This window comes from Flavobacterium sediminis, assembly GCF_003148385.1.
Classification (GTDB): domain Bacteria; phylum Bacteroidota; class Bacteroidia; order Flavobacteriales; family Flavobacteriaceae; genus Flavobacterium; species Flavobacterium sediminis.
The window spans coordinates 2,063,086-2,084,732 of the sequence record NZ_CP029463.1; the positions used below are offsets into that span (position 1 = coordinate 2,063,086).

The 21,647-nt window shown below is 36.7% G+C and carries 18 protein-coding genes, 1 tRNA gene and 3 pseudogenes; 18 read left to right on the top strand and 4 right to left on the bottom strand.

What is annotated here, in order from left to right; translation table 11 throughout:
- Positions 1–61: 61 nt before the first annotated feature.
- Together gldB and gldC are read left to right on the top strand one after the other, a co-directional pair.
- Complete coding sequence (gene gldB / locus DI487_RS09575; RefSeq protein WP_109569446.1) at positions 62–1,021, top strand: gliding motility lipoprotein GldB; 960 nt, start codon at positions 62–64, stop codon at positions 1,019–1,021.
- On the top strand, positions 1,021–1,353 hold the full coding sequence (gene gldC / locus DI487_RS09580) for a gliding motility protein GldC (protein ID WP_109569447.1): 333 nt from the start codon (positions 1,021–1,023) through the stop codon (positions 1,351–1,353). Before gldB ends, gldC begins: the two co-directional genes overlap by 1 nt.
- Before the next feature lie 4 nt (positions 1,354–1,357).
- Here gldC and yihA read toward each other — a convergent pair whose 3' ends face one another.
- Both yihA and DI487_RS09590 read right to left on the bottom strand, forming a co-directional pair.
- Positions 1,358–1,978 (bottom strand): ribosome biogenesis GTP-binding protein YihA/YsxC, encoded by a 621-nt coding sequence (gene yihA / locus DI487_RS09585; protein ID WP_109569448.1) that lies wholly within the window; start codon positions 1,976–1,978, stop codon positions 1,358–1,360.
- A 35-nt stretch (positions 1,979–2,013) separates the two neighbouring features.
- The gene (locus tag DI487_RS09590; RefSeq protein WP_179948676.1) at positions 2,014–2,769 is read right to left on the bottom strand and encodes an alpha/beta fold hydrolase; all 756 of its coding nucleotides are present in this window, start codon (positions 2,767–2,769) and stop codon (positions 2,014–2,016) included.
- A gap of 364 nt (positions 2,770–3,133) precedes the next feature.
- On the opposite strand from DI487_RS09590, the gene mraZ reads away from it, so the two are divergent.
- The 15 genes and pseudogenes from mraZ to DI487_RS09665 all read left to right on the top strand — a co-directional run bounded on the left by mraZ (position 3,134) and on the right by DI487_RS09665 (position 19,410).
- Positions 3,134–3,604, top strand: a complete 471-nt coding sequence (gene mraZ / locus DI487_RS09595; RefSeq protein ID WP_109569450.1) for a division/cell wall cluster transcriptional repressor MraZ — start codon at positions 3,134–3,136, stop codon at positions 3,602–3,604.
- Positions 3,579–4,486: pseudogene (gene rsmH / locus DI487_RS09600) on the top strand (16S rRNA (cytosine(1402)-N(4))-methyltransferase RsmH). The gene mraZ and the pseudogene rsmH overlap by 26 nt, the downstream one beginning before the upstream one ends.
- Positions 4,487–4,489: 3 nt before the next feature.
- On the top strand, positions 4,490–4,849 hold the full coding sequence (locus tag DI487_RS09605) for an FtsL-like putative cell division protein (protein ID WP_109569451.1): 360 nt from the start codon (positions 4,490–4,492) through the stop codon (positions 4,847–4,849).
- Positions 4,840–6,834 carry a penicillin-binding protein gene (locus DI487_RS09610; RefSeq protein ID WP_109569452.1) on the top strand — a complete coding sequence of 665 codons (1,995 nt, stop codon included), beginning with the start codon at positions 4,840–4,842 and terminating at the stop codon, positions 6,832–6,834. Before DI487_RS09605 ends, DI487_RS09610 begins: the two co-directional genes overlap by 10 nt.
- The gene (locus tag DI487_RS09615; protein WP_109569453.1) at positions 6,831–8,291 is read left to right on the top strand and encodes a UDP-N-acetylmuramoyl-L-alanyl-D-glutamate--2,6-diaminopimelate ligase; all 1,461 of its coding nucleotides are present in this window, start codon (positions 6,831–6,833) and stop codon (positions 8,289–8,291) included. Before DI487_RS09610 ends, DI487_RS09615 begins: the two co-directional genes overlap by 4 nt.
- Before the next feature lie 12 nt (positions 8,292–8,303).
- A complete protein-coding gene (gene mraY / locus DI487_RS09620; RefSeq protein WP_109569454.1) occupies positions 8,304–9,521 on the top strand; it encodes a phospho-N-acetylmuramoyl-pentapeptide-transferase in 1,218 nt (405 codons plus the stop codon).
- Between the two features lies 1 nt (position 9,522).
- Complete coding sequence (gene murD, locus DI487_RS09625) at positions 9,523–10,854, top strand: UDP-N-acetylmuramoyl-L-alanine--D-glutamate ligase (RefSeq protein ID WP_109569455.1); 1,332 nt, start codon at positions 9,523–9,525, stop codon at positions 10,852–10,854.
- 5 nt (positions 10,855–10,859) lie between these two features.
- Positions 10,860–12,136, top strand: a pseudogene (locus DI487_RS09630) (FtsW/RodA/SpoVE family cell cycle protein).
- Position 12,137: 1 nt separating this feature from the next.
- On the top strand, positions 12,138–13,244 hold the full coding sequence (murG, locus tag DI487_RS09635) for an undecaprenyldiphospho-muramoylpentapeptide beta-N-acetylglucosaminyltransferase (RefSeq protein ID WP_109569456.1): 1,107 nt from the start codon (positions 12,138–12,140) through the stop codon (positions 13,242–13,244).
- A 19-nt stretch (positions 13,245–13,263) separates the two neighbouring features.
- Positions 13,264–14,622, top strand: coding sequence for a UDP-N-acetylmuramate--L-alanine ligase (gene murC, locus DI487_RS09640; RefSeq protein ID WP_109569457.1), 1,359 nt, complete (start codon positions 13,264–13,266; stop codon positions 14,620–14,622).
- Positions 14,600–15,325 (top strand): cell division protein FtsQ/DivIB, encoded by a 726-nt coding sequence (locus DI487_RS09645; protein WP_109569458.1) that lies wholly within the window; start codon positions 14,600–14,602, stop codon positions 15,323–15,325. Before murC ends, DI487_RS09645 begins: the two co-directional genes overlap by 23 nt.
- A 9-nt stretch (positions 15,326–15,334) precedes the next feature.
- Positions 15,335–16,699 (top strand): cell division protein FtsA, encoded by a 1,365-nt coding sequence (ftsA, locus tag DI487_RS09650; RefSeq protein WP_109569459.1) that lies wholly within the window; start codon positions 15,335–15,337, stop codon positions 16,697–16,699.
- A gap of 11 nt (positions 16,700–16,710) precedes the next feature.
- Positions 16,711–18,680: pseudogene (gene ftsZ, locus DI487_RS09655) on the top strand (cell division protein FtsZ).
- 136 nt (positions 18,681–18,816) lie between these two features.
- Positions 18,817–19,266 (top strand): GatB/YqeY domain-containing protein, encoded by a 450-nt coding sequence (locus DI487_RS09660; protein ID WP_109569460.1) that lies wholly within the window; start codon positions 18,817–18,819, stop codon positions 19,264–19,266.
- 70 nt (positions 19,267–19,336) lie between these two features.
- A tRNA-Arg gene (locus tag DI487_RS09665) sits at positions 19,337–19,410 on the top strand.
- A 310-nt stretch (positions 19,411–19,720) separates the two neighbouring features.
- On the opposite strand, the gene DI487_RS09670 is transcribed toward DI487_RS09665, so the two are convergent.
- Both DI487_RS09670 and DI487_RS09675 read right to left on the bottom strand, forming a co-directional pair.
- Positions 19,721–20,230 (bottom strand): GNAT family N-acetyltransferase, encoded by a 510-nt coding sequence (locus DI487_RS09670; protein ID WP_245896339.1) that lies wholly within the window; start codon positions 20,228–20,230, stop codon positions 19,721–19,723.
- Positions 20,175–20,567: a rhodanese-like domain-containing protein gene (locus DI487_RS09675; RefSeq protein WP_109570651.1), complete on the bottom strand. Its 393-nt coding sequence runs from the start codon at positions 20,565–20,567 to the stop codon at positions 20,175–20,177. Before DI487_RS09675 ends, DI487_RS09670 begins: the two co-directional genes overlap by 56 nt.
- Before the next feature lie 137 nt (positions 20,568–20,704).
- Between DI487_RS09675 and DI487_RS09680 the strand changes: the two genes are divergently transcribed.
- Entirely contained in the window at positions 20,705–21,592 is an 888-nt protein-coding gene (locus DI487_RS09680) for a LysR family transcriptional regulator (protein ID WP_109569462.1), read from the top strand.
- The last annotated feature ends 55 nt before the right edge of the window (positions 21,593–21,647 follow it).

Here is a 21,647-nt window from a genome sequence, read left to right on the forward strand (position 1 = left end):
TTTTACAAAGTAAAATTGCGACTTTAATCATTTATTCAAAAATACTATAAACTTAAAAAATATGGCGAAGAAACTGTTCGTTTTTTCTATTCTTTGGCTTTTGTTAGCTTGTAAAGAAGAAAGTAAGATAGATAAAGAAGTAGCCGTTATACCGGTTGAATTCAATATAGAACGTTTTGATCAGGTATTTTATGAATCTAAACCTGAGGATCTGAAAAAAATAAAAACAAAATACCCGTTCTTTTTTCCACCGGGAAATGCAGATAGTGTTTGGTTGGAAAAATTGAAAGATCCTTTGTTAAGAGAATTGTACAGCGAGGTGCAAAAAAAATATGGCAATCTGGATCAGTTGCATACTGAGTTGGAAGATTTCTTTGCGCGTGTACAGTATTATTTTCCGAAATATAAAACTCCCAGAGTAATTACTTTAATTAATGAAGTAGACACTGAAGCAAAAGCTATTTATGCTGACAGTTTAGCATTGATTTCTCTGGATTGTTATTTGGGAGAGAAGCATCGTTTTTATACTGATTTTCCGGAATACCAGCGTATTCGTTTTAATAGTAATGAAATGTTACCTGATTTAGCAGCTAGTTTTGCTCAACAAAAAGTGCCTGCACCATTTGACAGAACTCTTCTTTCCGGTATGATTTATTACGGAAAGATACTATATATGGAAGATGTTTTGTTGCCTGAGTTTTCAGATGCTTCAAAAATAGGTTATAGTGAGAACCAGGTAGCTTGGTGTAAAGAAAACGAATCGCAAATGTGGAGTTACTTTATTGAAAATAACTTGTTGTTTGATACCAATCAAAAAAATGAATTCCGATTTATAGCAGAAGCGCCTTTTTCAAAATTTTATTTGGATATTGATAATGAGTCTCCCGGTAGAGTAGGACAATGGATAGGTTGGCAAATCGTTAAGAGTTATATGGAAAATAATAATGTATCTTTGCACGATATGTTGGCAATGGATGCCAAAACTATTTTTGAACGTTCCAAATATAAACCTGCAAAATAATGACAAATAAAAGATCAGATATAAAGATTTCAGTAGAATTAGACGAAAATCAGATTCCGGAAAAATTAAAGTGGACAGCAAAGGACGGAGGTGTTGACCAGGCTGAAGCTAAAGCTATGTTGTTGTCAATCTGGGATAGTAAACAAAAAGAAACACTTCGGATAGATTTGTGGACTAAAGATATGCCGGTTGACGAAATGAAACAATTCTTTCATCAAACACTGGTAGCTATGGCAGATACTTTTGAAAGAGCTACGACAGATGAGAAAATGAGCGCTACAATGCGTGATTTTTGCGATTATTTTGCCGAAAAACTGGAATTAAAAGCGTAGCTTTTTATAGCATGGAATTGCTTCCGAACATATCTTGATTTACTTGGTCAATGAACTGAAGCAATTCTTCTTTTCCTGAAGCATCTAAAGACGAAGTAACAAAGTGTTGTGGCATTTCTTCCCAACCGTTAGCTAAAACTTTCTTGCGATAAGCCGCAATATTCTGCTGGGCTTTTACTTTTCCGATCTTATCAGCTTTAGTAAAAACGATACAGAACGGAATACCGGATTCTCCCAAATAATTAATGAAGTCTAAATCGATCTTTTGGGCTTCTAAGCGAATGTCTATCAATACAAAAGCGCAAACCAATTGTTCTCTTTTTTCAAAATATTCCGTGATGAATTTTTGGAAAGTGGCTTTAACGGATTTGGAAACTTTGGCATAGCCATATCCGGGTAAATCTACCAGAAACCAGTTATGGTTGATCTTAAAATGATTGATCAATTGTGTTTTTCCCGGTTTGGATGAGGTTTTGGCTAAGTGTCTTTGACCAGTCAGCATATTTATTAAAGAGCTTTTACCTACATTGGAACGCCCGATAAAAGCATATTCCGGTATAGGTTCATTTGGACACTTTTTAGCGTCTGAGTTGCTCACGATAAATTCTGCACTGGTAATTTTCATTTTTTATAATAAAAAGATTCCCCTTGCGGGGAAAGTTATATTTGATTTTTTTGCAACCAATCAAACAAAATCCGATTGAATTCGTCCGGGTGTTCCATCATTGCAGCATGTCCGCATTTGTCGATCCAGAACAATTCAGAATTAGGTAATAATCGATTGAATTCCTCAGCTACATCTGGCGGAGTCACTTTGTCATTCTTTCCCCAGATAATACACGTAGGTGTAGTCATATTAGGCAGGTCTTTTGCCATGTTATGTCGGATAGCGCTTTTAGCTATGGTTAATGTTTTTAAAAGTTTTATCCTGTCATTTACAGTTGCAAAAACTTCATCTACGATCTCTTTAGTTGCAACTTTCGGATCGTAAAAAACATCCTCACTTTTCTTTTTGATATATTCGTAATTGCCGCGTTTCGGGTAACTTTCACCCATGCCACTTTCATACAGTCCGGAACTACCGGTTATTACTAAAGCTTTTACCAGCTCCGGATACATCTTGGTGTGATACAATGCGATGTGGCCACCAAGAGAGTTTCCTAATAAAATAACCTTTTCAAAACCTTTGTGGATAATGAAATCCTTAACGAATTTTGAAAAAGCTTTTACGTTGGTTTTCAGTATACTTTGTGTATAAAGTGGGAGTTCGGGAATTACTACTTTATAACCGTTCTTAGGGAAAAAATCAGAAACACCGTCAAAGTTACTTAGCCCTCCCATTAATCCGTGTAATACAATTATTGGCGTGCCTTCTCCGGCTTCAAAATAAGTATATTTTTTATCTTTTATTAGCATAGTGTCAATTTCAAATTGTCAACATGAAATTTTCACAAATATAAGACTTTATGCTTTAATAGGAAGCAAAAATATAAAGCTGTTTTTAACGAGTGTTTTTGGTGTTTTTTGGAGACTCTATATGCTTAAATTTCAGTTTGTTTTGTGTTTTTTTGGATGATTTTTTTGTTAAAAGTGATGGCTGTTGAATGTTAAATTAAAGTTATAAAAACAGTTGAAAACTCAATGTGTACGGTAGCTTGTCTCAAAAGTGTACTTAAGTATTTGATTACGAAAGGGTAAAAACTTATCAACAAAGTGGTAGTTTGTGGTAAAAAGTGGTGATTTTTTTCTACTTTTGTATAAACTATAGTGTAAACAGACTTTGAAACCACTGATTGGAACATACGAATGTAAAGTTGATGCAAAAGGCAGATTGATGATTCCGGTTGCTTTAAAAAAGCAATTTGACGGAACAGAAGCTGCTTTTGTACTGAAGCGTTCGGTGTTTCAGCCTTGTTTGGAGTTGTACCCGATAGAGGAATGGAACAAAATGATGGCAAAAATCAATAAATTGAATCGTTTTGTAAAGAAAAACAATGACTTTATTCGTCGGTTTACGGCTGGTGTGAAAATGATAGAGATAGATGCAAACGGTCGTTTGCTGATTCCTAAAGATTTAGTGGTGTTTGCAAAGATTGATAAAGATGTGGTCTTGTCTTCTGCGGTTTCAATTGTAGAGATATGGGATAAAGAATTGTACGAAAATGCAATTGAGGATTCCGCTCAGGATTTTGCAGATTTAGCAGAAGAGGTAATGGGTAATTTTAATATTGACGAAGATGGAATATCATAATCCGGTTTTATTAAAAGAAACGGTAGATGGTTTGAATATTAAACCGGATGGGGTTTATGTGGATGTGACTTTTGGCGGGGCGGACATTCCCGTGAGATAATGTCGCGATTGGGAGATCGTGGGAAATTGATAGCTTTTGATCAGGACGAAGATGCGTTGCGGAATGCTATTGATGACGAGCGTTTTTTGTTGATTAATGAGAATTTCAGAAATATTAAAAGGTTCTTACGCTTTCACGGAATTAAAAAAGTGGACGGTATTTTAGCGGATCTGGGAGTTTCATCTCATCAGTTTGATGTGGCGGAAAGAGGTTTTTCTATTCGTTTTGATGCTGAACTGGATATGCGTATGAGTCAGAAAGGTGAGTTAAGTGCTTTTCATGTAGTGAACGAATATAGTGAGCAGGATCTGAAAAGGGTTTTTGTACAATATGGCGAATTGAAGAATGGTGGGGCGATGGCAAACGTAATTGTGTCGGCACGAAAAGATAAGCAAATTCGCAATACCGAACATTTAAAGCAAGTGCTGGCGAAGTTTTTACCGGCTCACAAGAGTAACAAGATATTGGCTCAGATCTATCAGGCGATCCGTATTGAAGTGAATCAGGAAATTGAAGTGTTGAAGGAGTTTTTAGAGCAATCACTGGAATTGTTAAATCCGGGCGGACGTTTGAGTGTGATTTCGTATCACTCATTGGAAGATCGTTTGGTTAAACGCTTTATGCGAAACGGAATGTTTGAAGGAGAGCCGGAACGAGATTTCTTTGGGAACTTTGAAGTGCCGTTTAAAATTATAGAACGTTTGATTGTGCCGACTGAGGAAGAAATCGAGCTAAACAACAGGGCAAGAAGTGCGAAATTAAGAGTGGCGGAAAAATTATAAAAAATGAAGAACGGTATATACAGTTTGTTGAAAGCTAAGTTTCTGGTAAGTGACGACGCACTTAAGAACTGGAAGTTTATTGTTTTTCTGATCTTTTTAGCTATGATAATGATTGCTAATAATCACAGGTACGATGCTAAAAATTATAAAATAACCGAATTGACCAACCGAGTAAAGGAGTTGCGTTCGGAATTTGTGGACAGACGGTCAGAGCTGATGAAGTTGAAAATGGAATCGACCGTCGCTAAAAAAATGGAAAAAAGAGAGATTTACCCGGCAAGTGTACCGCCGACAAAAATAATAGTAAAGAAAAGTATAAAAGAAGAAAAAAGTTTTTTTGACCGTTTCAAATTATGGCAGTAAAACCGAAAAATACAAATTATAGAATGTATGGCGTAGCTTTCACAATATTTGTGATAGCTATTTTGGTTTTGGTCAAATTGAATAATATTCAATGGGTAGAAGGAGAATACTACCGAAAATTAGCAAAAGAACGAACCGTTAAGAACTTTACCATTCCGGCTAATAAAGGAAATGTGTATTCGGCTGATGGCAGTCTTTTGGCAACTTCAATTCCGGAATATACGATTCGCTTTGATGCACTTTCTCCATCGCAGGAAAACTTTACCAATCTTATAAAACCTCTGAGTGATTCACTTTCAGTTATGTTTGGTAAAACACCCGGTCATTATCAGGCGCAATTACAAAAAGCCAGAGCTAATAAAAACAGGTATTATCTGATAGCCAGAAAGCTAAGTTATACCCAATATATGCGTATAAAAAGTTTTCCGCTTTTTAATAAAGGAGCTTACAAAGGGGGTATTATTGTGGAGCAGAAAACAGTTCGGGAACATCCTATTGGTTTGGTAGCGCAGAGAACTATCGGTTACGAAAGAGCAAATGCAGATGGCTCGCCTAACGGGAAAGGATTAGAATACGCTTTTCGTAAATACATCAATGGCAAGAACGGTCATCGTATGATGCAAAAAATTGCCAAAAGCCAGTGGAAACCTATTAGTGATAATAATGAATTAGACCCGCAGGACGGTTATGATATCGTATCTACTATAGATGTGTATATTCAGGATATTGCCCATCATGCTTTGTTGAAACAATTGGAGCATTACGAGGCTGACCACGGTTGTGTAGTAGTGATGGAAACCAAAACCGGAGCCATTAAGGCTATTTCAAACTTGGGAAGGGCCTCTGATGGCAGTTATTATGAATCACAGAATTATGCCGTAGCAGAATCGCACGAACCGGGTTCTACTTTTAAGCTGTTTGACCTGATAGCACTTTTAGACGACCATAAGGTGGATACCAGTAAAGTGTATGATACCCATAACGGAGTTGTTGAATATTATAAGAGAAAAGTACGGGATTCCAAAAAAGGAGGCTATGGAAAGATCTCTTTAGCCAGAGGATTCGAACTGTCCTCCAATACTGTGTTGGTACAAGCTGTTCATGATAATTATAAAGATAATCCGCAACAGTTTATAGATAGAATAAATAGTTATGGTTTAAGCAAACCTTTAGGCTTGCAGTTAATAGGTGAAGGAAAACCGAGAATTCCGCAACCCGGCGACAAGAATTGGTACGGAACCACTTTACCATGGATGGCATTTGGTTACGGAATTGCAATGACGCCTTTACAAACACTTACCCTATACAATGCAGTGGCTAACAATGGGAAAATGGTAAAACCCTATTTCGTAAAAGAGATTAAAGAGTGGAATAAAACTATTGAAAAGTTCGAGCCTGAAGTGATCAATCCTAAAATTGCTTCGGATGAAACCTTAAAAAAAGTTCGGGCAGTATTAGAGAACGTGGTGAAGAGAGGAACAGGTTCTAAACTGTATTCTAAAGATTTTTCGATGGCAGGAAAAACAGGAACGGCACAAGCTAATTATCGCGATCGGTCAAAGCTGTATTATGTATCCTCATTTGCGGGGTATTTTCCGGCTAATGATCCTAAGTATTCTTGTATAGTAGTGGTTCATAAACCTAATGTTTCTGCCGGATATTATGGTGCTGATGTCGCCGGACCAGTTTTTAAACGTATTGCACAGAAAATTTACACGGATTCTCCTCCTACAAATCATATAAAGGATATTAATGAGAAGATAAATGCGGTAGAAAAACAATATGCTTCTTATTATAAGAAGTCAAATAATGCAACAGATAAAGTTCCTGATGTAAAAGGAATGCAGGCAATGGATGCCGTTGCACTTCTGGAGAATTTAGGGTTGCATGTTGAAATTAAAGGTGTCGGAAAAGTAAAAACACAATCGGTTAAAGCCGGTGAAAAGATCAATAAAGATTCAATCATCATTTTAGAATTATCGTGAAGCTATTAAAAGATATATTATACAAAGTACACATTGAAGCGGTAAGAGGAACCACTGATGTGACTATCGGGAAAATTGAATTTGATTCCAGAAAAATTCAGTTGAATGATGCTTTTGTAGCTATCAGAGGTACTCTGTCAGATGGTCATGCATTTATTGATAAGGCTGTGGATCAAGGAGCGATAGCTGTAATTTGCGAAGAGTTTCCTGAGCGAATTGTAAACGGTGTGACCTATATTCAGGTTCAGAATACACATGAGGCATTAGCTTTTACAGCAGCTAATTATTACGACAACCCTTCCGATAAGTTAAAATTGGTGGGAGTAACCGGAACCAACGGGAAAACAACAATAGCTTCTTTATTATACCAAATGTTTAAACGTGCCGGGTATAAAGTAGGCTTGTTGTCAACTGTAAAAATTCTGGTAGATAATAACGAATTTAAGGCAACGCATACAACCCCGGATTCATTAACGATCAATTATTATTTGAATGAAATGGCTGAAGCCGGTTGTGAGTTTTGTTTCATGGAGGTAAGCTCGCACGGAATTCATCAGAAAAGAACGGAAGGGTTACATTTTACCGGAGGAATATTTACCAACTTAACACACGATCATTTAGATTATCATAAAACTTTTGCAGAATATCGGGATGTTAAGAAATCGTTCTTTGATAATTTGCCGAAAACGGCATTTGCAATCAGTAACGTTGACGATAAGAACGGAATGGTAATGTTGCAAAATACAGTAGCTAAAAAAGTTACTTATGCTATAAAGTCCTATGCAGATTATAAAGCGCAGATTTTGGAAAATCAGTTTAGTGGTTTGTTGCTGAAGATCAATAATAATGAAGTTTGGACTAAATTAATAGGAGCGTTCAACGCCTATAACTTATTAGCGATCTATGCAACGGGTGTCGAATTAGGTTTAGAAAGTGATGAAGTATTGCGCTTACTTTCCGAACTCGAAAGTGTGTCGGGAAGATTCCAGTATTTCGTGTCACCGGGCAAAATAACAGCCGTTGTAGATTATGCTCATACACCGGATGCTTTGGAAAATGTGCTGAAAACAATAAACGATATACGGACAAAAAATGAAATTTTAATAACGGTTGTAGGTTGTGGTGGAGATCGGGATAAGACTAAAAGACCAGTAATGGCCAAGATAGCTTCCGATTTAAGTAATAAAGTCATTTTTACATCCGATAATCCACGCTCAGAAGATCCGCAAGTCATCATTGATGAGATGGAAAAAGGAGTAGAACCGCAAAATTTCAAAAAAACACTTTCTATTTTAGATAGAAAACAAGCCATAAAAACAGCGTGCCAAATGGCACAGCCCAATGATATTATAGTAATTGCCGGAAAAGGACATGAAACCTATCAGGAAATTAAAGGCGTGCGACATGATTTTGATGATATGAAGATCGTAAAAGAATTTTTAAACCAATTAAGCTAAAACTAACTCGCAATGTTATATTATTTATTTCAGTATTTAGACAAAGCATTTGATGTTCCGGGAGCCGGAGTGTTTCAGTATATCACGTTTCGTTCAGCGATGGCATTCATTCTTTCGCTGGCAATTGCTACTATTTACGGAAAAAAGATCATCAACTTTTTAAGAAAACAACAAGTTGGTGAAACCATACGAGAGTTAGGGTTAGAAGGACAAACGCAAAAAGCGGGAACGCCTACAATGGGAGGGATCATTATTATTCTGGCAACATTAGTTCCGGTATTCCTGTTTGCAAGGTTAGAGAATATCTATGTTATTCTTTTAATAATAACTACCCTGTGGATGGGAACAATAGGATTTATTGATGATTATATTAAGATATTTAAGAAAGACAAAGAAGGATTAAAAGGAAGGTTTAAAGTAATCGGGCAAGTTGGTCTGGGGTTAATAGTAGGATCTGTACTCTATTTCCACTCAGGGGTTACCGTACGTAAAGATACTATGGGAGCTCGTGTTAAAATAGAAAACGTAGATACTAAATTCTTACAGGAAAAATCAACAGCAACAACGATTCCGTTCTTAAAGAATAATGAGTTTGATTATGCTAAAGTACTGTCGTTTATGGGCGATGGTTATGAAAAATGGGCATGGTTGATCTTTATACCGGTTGTGATCTTTATCATCACTGCCGTTTCAAACGGTGCTAACCTGACAGATGGAATTGATGGTTTAGCCGCCGGAACTTCGGCAATATCGGTGCTGACCTTGGGGATTTTTACATTCCTCTCCGGAAATATTATTTTTTCAGATTATTTGAATATTATGTATATCCCTAATTCTGGAGAAATGACCATTTATATTGCTGCCTTTGTGGGAGCATTAGTTGGTTTTCTTTGGTACAATACCTATCCGGCTACTGTATTTATGGGAGATACCGGAAGTTTGACGATCGGTGGAATAATAGCCGTAATTGCTATTGCTATCCGAAAAGAATTAATGATCCCGATTTTATGTGGAATCTTTCTGGCTGAAAATTTATCAGTGGTGTTGCAGGTGAGCTATTTTAAATATACCAAAAAGAAATACGGAGAAGGGCGCCGCATTTTTCTAATGTCGCCTTTACATCATCATTACCAGAAAAAAGGATACCATGAAAGTAAGATTGTGACTCGTTTCTGGATTGTAGGCATTTTACTAGCCATTTTCACTTTAGTGTCATTAAAACTAAGATAGGATGAGACTGGTTGTTTTAGGAGGAGGTGAAAGCGGTGTAGGAACTGCAATTTTAGGTAAAAAGAAAGGATATGATGTCTTTCTGTCTGATTTCGGAAAGATAAAAAATAATTATAGAGAAGTTCTTTTAATTAATAGGATAGATTGGGAAGACGAAAAGCATACGGAGGACTTAATTCTTAATGCTGATGTGGTAATGAAAAGTCCTGGTATTCCGGATAAGGCTCCGATAGTTAAAAAATTAAAGGAGAAAGGAATTCCGGTTATTTCGGAGATTGAATTTGCTTCGCAATTCACAGATGCTTTGACCATAGGTATTACAGGAAGCAACGGAAAAACCACAACGACGCTTTTAACGTATCATCTGTTAAAGCAAGGCGGATTAAACGTTGGTCTGGCCGGGAATATCGGAAAGAGCTTTGCCTGGCAGGTAGCAGAGAATAAACATGACGTGTATGTGTTGGAATTAAGTAGTTTTCAATTGGACGGGATTGAAAAATTTAAACCACATATTGCTGTGCTAACCAATTTGAGTCCGGATCATTTGGATCGGTATAATTATGATTATAACCAGTATATAGCAGCCAAGTTTCGGATTACCATGAATCAAACGGAAGAAGATTATTTAATAGTCGATGGCGATGATGTTGAAACTCAAAAATGGTTGGATCAACATCCGATAAAAGCAAAATTAATTTCGTTTTCACTCACTAAAAAGATTGAGAACGGAGGAAGTATAGAAGATAACAATTTGAACAATAATATAAATAACGATTTATTTACCATGCCAATAAATGAATTATCATTAGAAGGAAAGCACAATGTGAAAAATGCTATGGCAGCGACTGCAGTGGCTCAATTGATGAAAATAAGAAAACAGACCATTCGTGAAAGTCTGAGTAATTTTCAAGGAGCGGAACATCGTTTGGAAAAGGTGTTGAAAATACAAGGAGTGCAGTATACCAATGATTCTAAAGCTACTAATGTTAATGCTACATTCTTTGCATTGGATAGTATGGCAACGCCAACGGTATGGATTGTAGGAGGTGTAGATAAAGGAAATGATTATGACGAATTGATGCCTTTAGTGCGCGAAAAGGTAAAAGGGATCATTTGCTTGGGGGTAGATAATCAGAAAATTTTCAACGCTTTCAGTGGAGTAGTGGATGTGATGATAGAAACAACTTCAATGACAGAAGCAGTAAAGATCGCACAGAGAATGGCCGAAAAAGGAGATACGGTATTGTTGTCACCGGCTTGTGCAAGTTTTGATCTGTTTGAAAATTATGAAGACAGAGGACGTCAGTTTAAACAAGCAGTACATAATTTATAAAAAGCATGACACAGTTAGTAAACAGGTTAAGAGGAGACAAAGTAATTTGGGCAATAGTTTTTCTATTGGCTCTTATCTCTTTTTTACCGGTTTACAGCGCCAGTACAAATTTAGTGTATGTAATAGGTAAAGGCTCAACGATTGGTTATCTGATCAAGCATTTGGTGCATTTGTTTATCGGTTTTATTGTGATCTATTGGGTTCACAAAGTGCCTTACCATTATTTCAGAGCCTTGTCTATTTTAGGAATCCCGTTTGTGTTGGTTTTGTTGTTATATACCCTTTTTCAGGGAACAACCATAGGCGGCGCAAATGCCAGCAGGTGGATACAGATTCCTTTTATCGGGATCGGTTTTCAAACGTCAACACTCGCCTTTACCGTATTGATGGTTTATGTAGCGCGTTATTTGGCTAAGGTCAGCGAAAAAGAATATTCGTTTAAGGATTCATTACTGGAACTTTGGCTGCCGGTTTTTGCAGTATTAGCATTGGTTTTGCCGGCCAACTTTTCTACAACAGCGCTAATTTTCTCAATGGTGTGCATGCTGGTATATGTAGGGTATTATCCTGTTAAGTATCTGGCGTTAATTATAGGAGCAGGAGTTATAGCATTGACATTTTTTATTTTGGTTGCCAAGGCTTTTCCGGGAGCTATGCCAAACCGTGTGGATACCTGGATCAGTCGTGTGGATAGCTTTTTTGATAAAAATGAAGATGCTAAAGATGATGATTATCAGATCGAAAAAGCAAAAATAGCCATTGCATCTGGTAAAATTTACGGACTGGGACCCGGAAAAAGTGTGCAAAAGAACTTCCTGCCACAATCATCTTCCGATTTTATCTTTGCTATTATAGTAGAGGAGTACGGATTAATGGGGCATTAGGAATAGTGTTCTTGTATATGTTGTTGTTTGTCCGTTTTATCATTAATGCTCAAAAAGCCTCCAGCTTGTTCGGAAAGTTACTCATAGTAGGTTTAGGATTTCCGATTATCTTTCAGGCTTTGGTGAATATGGCGGTAGCAGTAGAATTATTGCCGGTAACAGGACAAACGCTACCGCTGATCAGTGCCGGAGGAACTTCAATATGGATGACCTGTGTGTCTATTGGTATTATTTTAAGCGTTACCAAAAAAGAGGAAGAAGTGGCACAGGATGAAGAAGAACGGAAAAAGAGAGAAGAAGCATTACAACGTATTATAGATAAAGAATTAGACCTGGCTGAAGGAGAAAAAAGTGAAGAATCAGAAGCTAACCCGTTAGAACCGGTTTTAAATCAGTAGTATGGAACAGAAGCTGAAATTTATTATTAGTGGAGGAGGAACCGGAGGACATATCTATCCGGCAATAGCAATTGCAAACGAATTAAAAGCTCGTTTTCCACAAGCGGAATTTCTGTTTGTGGGAGCTAAAGATAAAATGGAAATGCAAAAGGTTCCGCAGGCGGGTTATTCCATCAAAGGATTGTGGATTTCAGGAATTCAACGGAAAATCAGCCTTCAAAATCTATTGTTTCCATTCAAGCTTCTGTCAAGTTTATGGAAATCCTATTTTATTATAAAAAGATTTAAACCGGATGTTGTGATCGGAACAGGTGGTTTTGCCAGCGGAGCAGTGCTCAAAGTTGCCAGCATGTTAGGGATTCCTACAGTAATTCAGGAGCAAAATTCCTATCCGGGAATTACCAATAAATTATTAGCGGCAAAAGCACAATCAATTTGTGTGGCCTATGAAGGAATGGAAAAGTTTTTTCCGGCTGAAAAAATAAAATTAACCGGTAATCCGGTACGTCAGGATCTTATTTTTGTTGACGATAAACGTATCGAAGGATTAACATATTTTGAAGTAAATGCTGATAAGCGAACCCTATTGGTTTTGGGTGGGAGCTTAGGTGCAAAAAGAATAAACCAACTGATCTCGGATGAGTTGGAGATTATTCTGCAATTAGGAATTCAGGTCATCTGGCAATGCGGCAAATTGTATTACGATCAGTACAAACATTTCAATGAAAAAGAAAATGTTCATGTCTTTGCTTTTATTGACCGAATGGATCTGGCTTATGCGGCAGCCGACTTTATAATTTCGCGTTCCGGAGCTTCTTCGATTTCAGAGTTATGTATTGTCGGAAAACCTACTATTTTGATCCCGTCACCGAATGTGGCTGAGGATCACCAAACTAAAAACGCACTCGCTTTATCAGCAAAAAAAGCTGCAATTTTATTGAAAGAAAGTGAGCTAAATGAAAAATTCAGACGTACCTTTGCGGACTTGATTTCGAACGACGAGAAACAAGCAAAGCTGAGCAAAAAAATACATAAAAAAGCATTGCCAAACGCAACGCAACAGATCGCAGATGAGATTGTTAAATTGGCTTTGGAAAAAGGTGAATAACCTTTAAAAAAGAGATAAAATGAATAGTAACCAAATACAAAACGTATATTTTATAGGGATCGGAGGTATCGGTATGAGTGCCTTGGCTCGATATTTTATGCATATCGGAAAAAATGTTGCGGGATATGACAAAACGCATACCCAATTAACCGATGAATTAGAAGATTTGGGAATGCACATTCATTTTGAGGACAATGTTGATCGGATCGAGAAAAAATATTTAGAAAAGGAGACTACTTTAGTAGTGGTTACTCCGGCTATTCCTAAAAACCATTCCGAGTGGAATTATTTCCTGAGCCATGGTTTTGAAATTAGAAAACGAGCAGAAGTCTTAGGAATTATTACTAAAGATACTTTTTGTTTTGCAGTTGCCGGAACACACGGAAAAACGACTACATCGAGTATTTTAGGTCATATTTTGTATCAGAGCGGAATCGATGTTACAGCTTTTTTAGGTGGAATTGTTGAAGGTTATAACTCAAACCTTATCGGAAGTGGTAAAACGGTAACAGTAGTAGAGGCTGATGAATTTGATCGTTCATTTTTACATTTACATCCGAATTTAGCTTGTGTAACTTCAATGGATGCAGATCATTTAGATATTTACGGAAATGTGGAATCTATTGAAGAATCTTTTAGAATGTTTGCCAATAAAGTCAATCCGGAACACTTGTTTGTTCCGTTGAAAGTTAACTTAAAAGGAAATACGATAGGTATTGACGAGCGAGCAGATTATGAGGCTTTGAACATCCGTATTCTAAATGGTTTTTACCATTTTGACGTTCAAACACCTTCAAAATTAATGAAAGATGTAAAGTTCGGACTTCCGGGAAGACACAATTTGTCTAATGCCTTGATCGCTTTGGCAATGGCTGAAAAATATGGTGTGTCTGAGGATGGTCTGAAAGCAGCATTAGAAACTTTTCGCGGAGTAAGAAGAAGATTTTCCTTTCAGGTGCGAAATGAAAAAAGAGTATATGTAGACGATTATGCACATCATCCTACAGAAATAGAAGCTGTTCATAATGCAGTCAGAGAGCTTTATCCCGGAAAAAAAGTGTTGGCTGTTTTTCAACCGCATTTGTTTTCCAGAACCAGAGATTTTATGGAAGGTTTTACGGAAAGCTTATCAAAATTTGATGAAATTGTCCTATTGGATATTTATCCGGCAAGAGAATTGCCGATTGAAGGTATAACTTCTGAGGTTTTATTAACAAAAATTGAAAACCCGAATAAGAAGTTGGTGGGTAAAGAAACTTTGTTTGAAGTTTTTCAACAATCTGATGCAGAAGTGTTTATAACTATTGGTGCGGGAGACATCGGAGAAATGGTAAAAGATTTAAAAAAAGTATTAGATGATAGGACTCAAATGGCATAATATTCGTTTGGTTATAATCGTTCTTTTAATGGTCTTTTTATATTCTTTTTCATCAAAAAGAAATGGAAGCAGAGCGTTGAAAGAAGTTAATATATCCTTTGAAGGAGGAACAGATAATATGTTCATAACTCATGAAATGGTTAATAACTTGTTGAAACAAAATTTGGGAGGCTCTTTATCAATTCAAAAAGATGCGGTAGATTTGAATACTTTAGAAACTGTTCTCGATGATCACGGGATGATAGAAAAAGCAGAAGTTTTTTCAACAGTAGATGGTTCTCTAAATGCGCATATAAAACAAAAGTCCCCAACCGTAAGATTTATATCAGATAATACTTCGTATTATATTGATAGAAAAGGTACTACGATGCCTTTATCCGAAAATTTTTCTGCGAGAGTTCCTCTTGTAGTGGGTTCCTATGTCGAAAAGGATAAGGATCAATACTTGTCGCTTTTTAATGAGATAAGTGATGATGATTTTTTGAGTAAAGACATAACAGGCATAAAAATATTGCCTTCAGGAAGCATTTTGATGAAAAGCCGAAATTATGATTATACCATAATTTTCGGCAAACCTGTTTTTATTGACAGAAAGTTAAAAAATTATAAAGCGTTCTTTTATCATGCAATAAAAGACACTTTGGTTAAACAATATAAAGAAGTAAACTTAATGTTTACGGAGCAAGTAGTTTGTAAGAAATAGAATTGAGTTATGAACAGAGATAACATTGCAGTAGGTTTAGATATCGGAACTACAAAGATTGTAGCGATGATAGGTAAAAAAAACGAATATGGTAAGCTGGAAATTCTTGGGGTAGGTAAATCCAAGAGTTTAGGTGTTCATAGAGGTGTGGTAAATAATATTACCCAAACCATTCAGTCTATTCAGCAAGCAGTTTTGGAAGCCGAAAACGATTCCGGATATAAAATTAATGATGTAGTGGTAGGTATTGCCGGGCAACACATCAGAAGTATACAGCATAGTGATTATATCAGTCGTCAGAATGCCGAAGAAGTAATAGGAGATATGGATATCGATGCTTTGATCGGGCAAGTGCATAAATTAGCGATGTTGCCGGGTGAAGAGATCATTCATGTTTTGCCGCAGGAATTTAAGATAGACGGACAAACAGAAACAAAAGAACCGATCGGGATGTCAGGTGGACGATTAGAAGCCAGTTTTCATGTTGTTGTCGGACAAGCAGCTTCAATCAGAAATATCGGACGTTGTGTTAAAAGTTCAGGATTAGAGTTGTCCGGACTTACATTGGAACCATTGGCTTCTGCAGATGCTGTTTTAAGTCAGGAAGAAAAAGAGGCCGGAGTGGCATTGATCGATATAGGAGGTGGAACGACAGATCTGGCCATTTTTAAAGATGGTATTATCCGTCATACAGCTGTGATCCCTTTCGGAGGAAATGTCATTACTGAAGATATAAAGGAAGGCTGTTCTATTATAGAAAAGCAAGCAGAATTGTTAAAAGTAAAATTCGGTTCAGCCTGGCCGGGAGAAAATAAAGACAACGAGATTGTTTCTATTCCGGGCTTAAGAGGACGTGAACCTAAAGAGATTTCACTGAAAAACTTGTCAAAAATTATACATGCACGTGTGGTGGAAATTATTGAACAAGTATATGCAGAAATTAAATTGTACGGACATGAGAACCCTAAAAAGAAACTCATTGCCGGAATAGTATTAACAGGTGGTGGAGCTCAATTAAAGCATATTAAACAGTTAGTGGAGTACATCACAGGAATGGATACCCGTATCGGTTATCCGAACGAACATTTAGCCGGTAGTTCTGATGAAGAATTATCGAGTCCGTTATACGCAACTGCCGTTGGTTTGGTCATGAACAGTATCCGTAACAATACAAAAAGTGCCACGCCTTTTGTAGAGATGAAACAGGAAGAACCTGTGATCGCTGAACAATCCGTAGTTGAAGAGCAGCCTGTAGTAGAGGAAGCAGTAGAAAAAGAAGAACCGCAACCCGAGACTACTGAAAGCAAAATCAAAAAATCATTTTTTGATAAGTATATAGAAAAGATTAAAGAATTTTTAGATAACGCCGAATAAAAAGTACCATTATGTCAGAATTTACAAGTATTTCTTTCGATTTACCCAAAAACCAATCAAACGTTATCAAAGTTATTGGAGTAGGAGGAGGTGGTAGTAATGCAATTAACCACATGTTTCAACAAGGAATCAAAGGTGTTGATTTCGTTGTTTGTAATACTGATTCTCAAGCTTTACAAAATAGCTCTGTACCTAATAAGATCCAGTTAGGAGTTAGCCTGACCGAAGGACTTGGAGCAGGTGCTAATCCTGAAGTAGGACAGCAATCCGCTATTGAAAGTATCGCAGAAATAGAAAAAATGTTAGATACAAACACAAAAATGCTCTTTATTACAGCAGGAATGGGAGGGGTACAGGTACTGGTGCTGCCCCTGTAATTGCTCAGTTAGCAAAAGAAAGAGACATTTTAACGGTTGGTATTGTGACGATCCCATTCCAGTTTGAAGGGAAGATCCGTTCAGAACAGGCAATGAACGGAGTCGAGAGATTGCGCAAGCAGGTAGACTCTCTGATTGTTATCAACAATAATAAATTAAGAGAAGTTTACGGAAATTTAGGGTTTAAAGCAGGGTTCTCCAAAGCAGATGAGGTTTTAGCAACAGCTGCAAAAGGAATTGCAGAGGTTATTACCCATCACTATACACAAAATATCGATTTACGCGATGCTAAGACTGTATTGGCAAATAGCGGAACTGCTATTATGGGTTCATCAGTAGCAGAAGGTGTTGATCGTGCGAAACAGGCCATCGTTAGTGCTTTAGATTCTCCGTTGTTAAATGACAATAAAATTAATGGTGCTAAAAATGTATTGTTATTAATTGTTTCCGGTACTTCCGAAATCACATTGGATGAGATCGGAGAGATCAACGATCATATTCAGACTGAAGCTGGCTTCAATGCTAATATTATCATGGGGGTTGGTGAAGACGAAACTTTAGGAGAAGCCATTGCAGTAACGGTTATTGCTACAGGTTTTAATATCGAGCAACAAGCAGAAATTGTTAATTCGGAGCCTAAAAAAATTATCCATTCTTTAGAGGATGAACAAAAGATTGTTCACGATTTAAGTCAAAAGAATGCAACAGCTTCATATTCTGCACCGATTCAGAATGAAGTAAAACTGGAAGAGCCTAAACAGGATATTATTAATCCGGTGGCAGATCAGGTTAAAGAAGAGAAAATTATTTTTTCACTTGATGAAGAAACTGCTGAGAAGCCTTTATCTTTTGAGATCAAGGAAAAACCGCAAATGGATTTAGTGGCTACAACAGACGCTATCAAGAATATGAATGTGGAATTTGAGATTGTTTCGCCAAAAGCAAATACAAATATCTCGCAAAATTTTGAAATCATTACTTCTGAAGTTAAAGATATAGAAGTGGTTGAACCTGAATTTGTGGTAGCGAATAAAGAATTTAATTATTCATTCGATCTGTTTGAAGAACCTAAAGCTGTACAGAAGACAATCTTTGATGTTTCTGAGGAAACCAAACAAATGGAAGTCAAAGATCCTATCAATGTAGTTCCGGTAACAGAGGTGACTCAAAGCGGAGTGGTCAAATATTCATTAGAAGATTTTGAAGAAAAAGAAGAAGAGGAAAAAGTAATAGCAAAGCCGGCTGCAAAAGTAGAAGAACCGATTGATGAGTCATTGAATTTCAGTGTGAAACAAAAAACCACTGAATTTAAAAATAGTGAAGAACTGGATAATGTATCTCCTTTTGAAATGTCAATAGAAGAAACTTTAAAAGCAAGAGCAGAAGAGCGAAAAAGAAAAATGAAAGAGTTCAATTATAAATTTAATAATAGCGCTGCTAATATTGATAAAATTGAAAATGAACCGGCGTACAAACGTATGGGAATAGATGTAACATCAACTCCGCAAACGAATAATACATCGAGAATGTCCTTAGGGACAGATAGTAACGATGATTTACAATTACGTTCAAATAATTCATTTCTACATGATAATGTAGACTAATCCATAAACTCCCTGCCTACTCACTGAAAACCCGATTTTTTTCGGGTTTTTTTATTACTTTTGCAGGAATAATTAAAAGAAGATGTAATCTGTCTTTGAAAAAGAAAGTTTTTAAGTTTAGTATAAAACGAGAAATATGAGTTTAGAAAAACAAATTATGGATCAGATGAAAGAAGCGATGAAAGCAAAAGATACAGTTGCTTTGGAAGCTTTAAGAGCCATAAAATCAGGGATCATTTTAGCCAAAACGGAATCCGGTGCAAAAGAAGAATTGGCAGCGGATGATGAAATAAAATTATTGCAGAAATTAGTTAAGCAACGTAAAGACAGTGCTACGATCTATACAGAACAGGGAAGAGCAGATTTAGCTGAACCGGAGTTGGCTCAGGTAGCAGTTATTGAAAAGTTTTTACCGGCTCAATTATCAGAAGCAGAAATTGAAGCAGCAGTTTCAAAGATCATTGCTGAAGGTGGTTTTTCAGGGATGGCAGCCATGGGACAAGTAATGGGAATGGCATCTAAGCAATTAGCCGGTCAAGCTGACGGGAAAACAATTTCAACGATCGTTAAAAAGCTTTTAGCTTAATAAAAAAAATATAAGAATAAGAAAAGGTATAAAAAGAAATGTCTTTTTTCTTTCTTCTTTTCTTAAAAATGGCTCCGTAGTTCAACTGGATAGAATATCAGATTTCGGCTCTGAGGGTTGGGGGTTCGAATCCCTCCGGGGTCACTTCACGGGACAAGTTCACTACTTTGAATTTGTCCCGTTTTTATTTGGGTTTAATACTTTGTTAGTCTGAAATATAATCCTTGAAGCTTCATTTATTCTTGTGGTTCGAAATGTTGAATCGTGAAAAGTGAGATTTTCGAAAAAAAATCGAACCGATCAGGCTTCTGGATTCTTCCCATCCCTTGTTATTAAAAGCATTTGACAATAATCTTTATAAATCCTTCCACATTATCAGTATCGTGATTTATGGCGGTCAATTGGGCTTCTAACTAACTATTGTTTATATTCGTTGTTTACTTTCGGATGCATTTCAAACTTTCATAAAAAAACGCTCCTTTTTCTTGGAAATTCCACCATTTTTTTGATAAAACCGGATCGCTTTTTCATTAAAATCAGGTGTTTGCCATTGTATTTCAGTACAGTTTTCAATTTTGGAGTATTCTTTAATTTTCTCCATTAAAGCGGTTCCCAAACCTTTTCCCCTTGTTTCTTCTGTAAGGAACAGACAGTCGAGATAGAGGTAAAAACCGACATCCCATGTCGAAAATTGTTGCATAAAAGTGGCATACCCAACAATTGTGTTTCCTTCGGCAACGACCAAACATTTCAGGCTTGGAGACGTTCCAAAAATTGCTTTGGACAACAACTTTTCTTTGTCTTTTGTGCTATATTCAGCTTGCTCATATTCGGCGTGTTGTTTGCATAAACCAACGATTTGTGGTAAGTCTCCTTTTTGGGCCAATCTTATTTCCATTTCCACCAATTTAACAGGCGCACACAAACTTAGAACCCTTCTGTGGCTGCGTTCCTTCTGTTGCATACCCGTCAAATTTCCACCATTCAATTCCGCCTATTAGTTCTTTGACCTTAAAGCCTAATTGGGTCATTTTTAAAGCACCTTTGGTGGAAGCATTACAACCGATCCCGTCGCAATAGCAAATATAGGTTTTGGACTTATCCAAATGTTTGGTTGTTTCCTCCGTCATTTCCCTATGCGGAAGGTTGATGGCTGTAGGGATATGTTCTTTTTTATATCCAAAGGCTTGTCTGGCATCCACAACAATATGTTCCGTGCCATTTTCAAGGGCATCATATAAATCTGAAGGATCCATTTCGTAAGCCAGTTTGTTTTCATAAAATTCAATTTGTTTTTTCATCATTTCTAAAATTTTAATTTCTGTCAAAAGTAATCGGTCAGGAGCAGACTTCTTACATATTGGAATTGAGCAATTTAAAATGGAAGCTGAAAATTTTTCATACTGAACAAAGGCATAAATTGTTAATTTTGTAAACTATGGATATCAAATATTTCAGGCTCATAAAAACAATCAAAGAAGAAGGTAGCATTGCCAATTCTGCTGATAAGTTGTTTTTAACGCAATCTGCATTGAGCCATCAATTAAGAGAATTGGAAGAGCGTTTAGGATTTAAGGTATTTCACAGAAAACGAAACAAGTGGCAACTTACGGAAGAAGGTACCGAACTCTATAAAATGGGTAATTCCATACTCGACAGTATAGAAAAGGGATTCCAAAATATTGAACAGTTGCGAACAGGTTCTGTGGGCAGCGTTAAAGTGAGTACGGAATGTTATAGTTTTTACCAGGGACTTTCTTCTTTCATTCAAAAAATGGGGATTTTATATCCTGAAATAGTGGTTGATTTGATTCTGGAAGCCACCCATCAACCTATTTCAAAAATTTTATCGAACGAAATTGATATGGCCATTGTTACCCAAAAGCCAGTAAACGAAAGTTTGTCTAACATTGAAGTGTATGAAGATGAAATTTTTGCAATTGTCCATGACGAAAATCCTTTAAGCCGGGTTGAATTTCTGGAAGCGGATGATTTTTCGAATGTTCATTTAATCATTCATTCTTTTCCCTTGGAAACAGTTTCGGTTTACGACCGTTTTTTAAAACCGAACAGAATTACACCACTGAAAATTTCCGCCATCCCCTTAACGGAAGTTGCCCTTGAAATGGTAGATGCCAATATGGGGATTATGTGCATGCCCAAGTGGGCTTTGAAATCCTTCAAACTTTCTGATAATTTAGCGTTTAAGCGAATTGGCAGGAATGGCTTGAAAAGAACCCATTATTTGGTGTTTCGAAAGGCTGACAGAGATAAAAAGTATATCAATGATTTTATCGCCAACTTTGAGGACGATTTTTCAAAGTAGTGATTTTTCCAACTTATGACCATCTCTATCCAAAAAAGCGCTGTTTTACGTAATT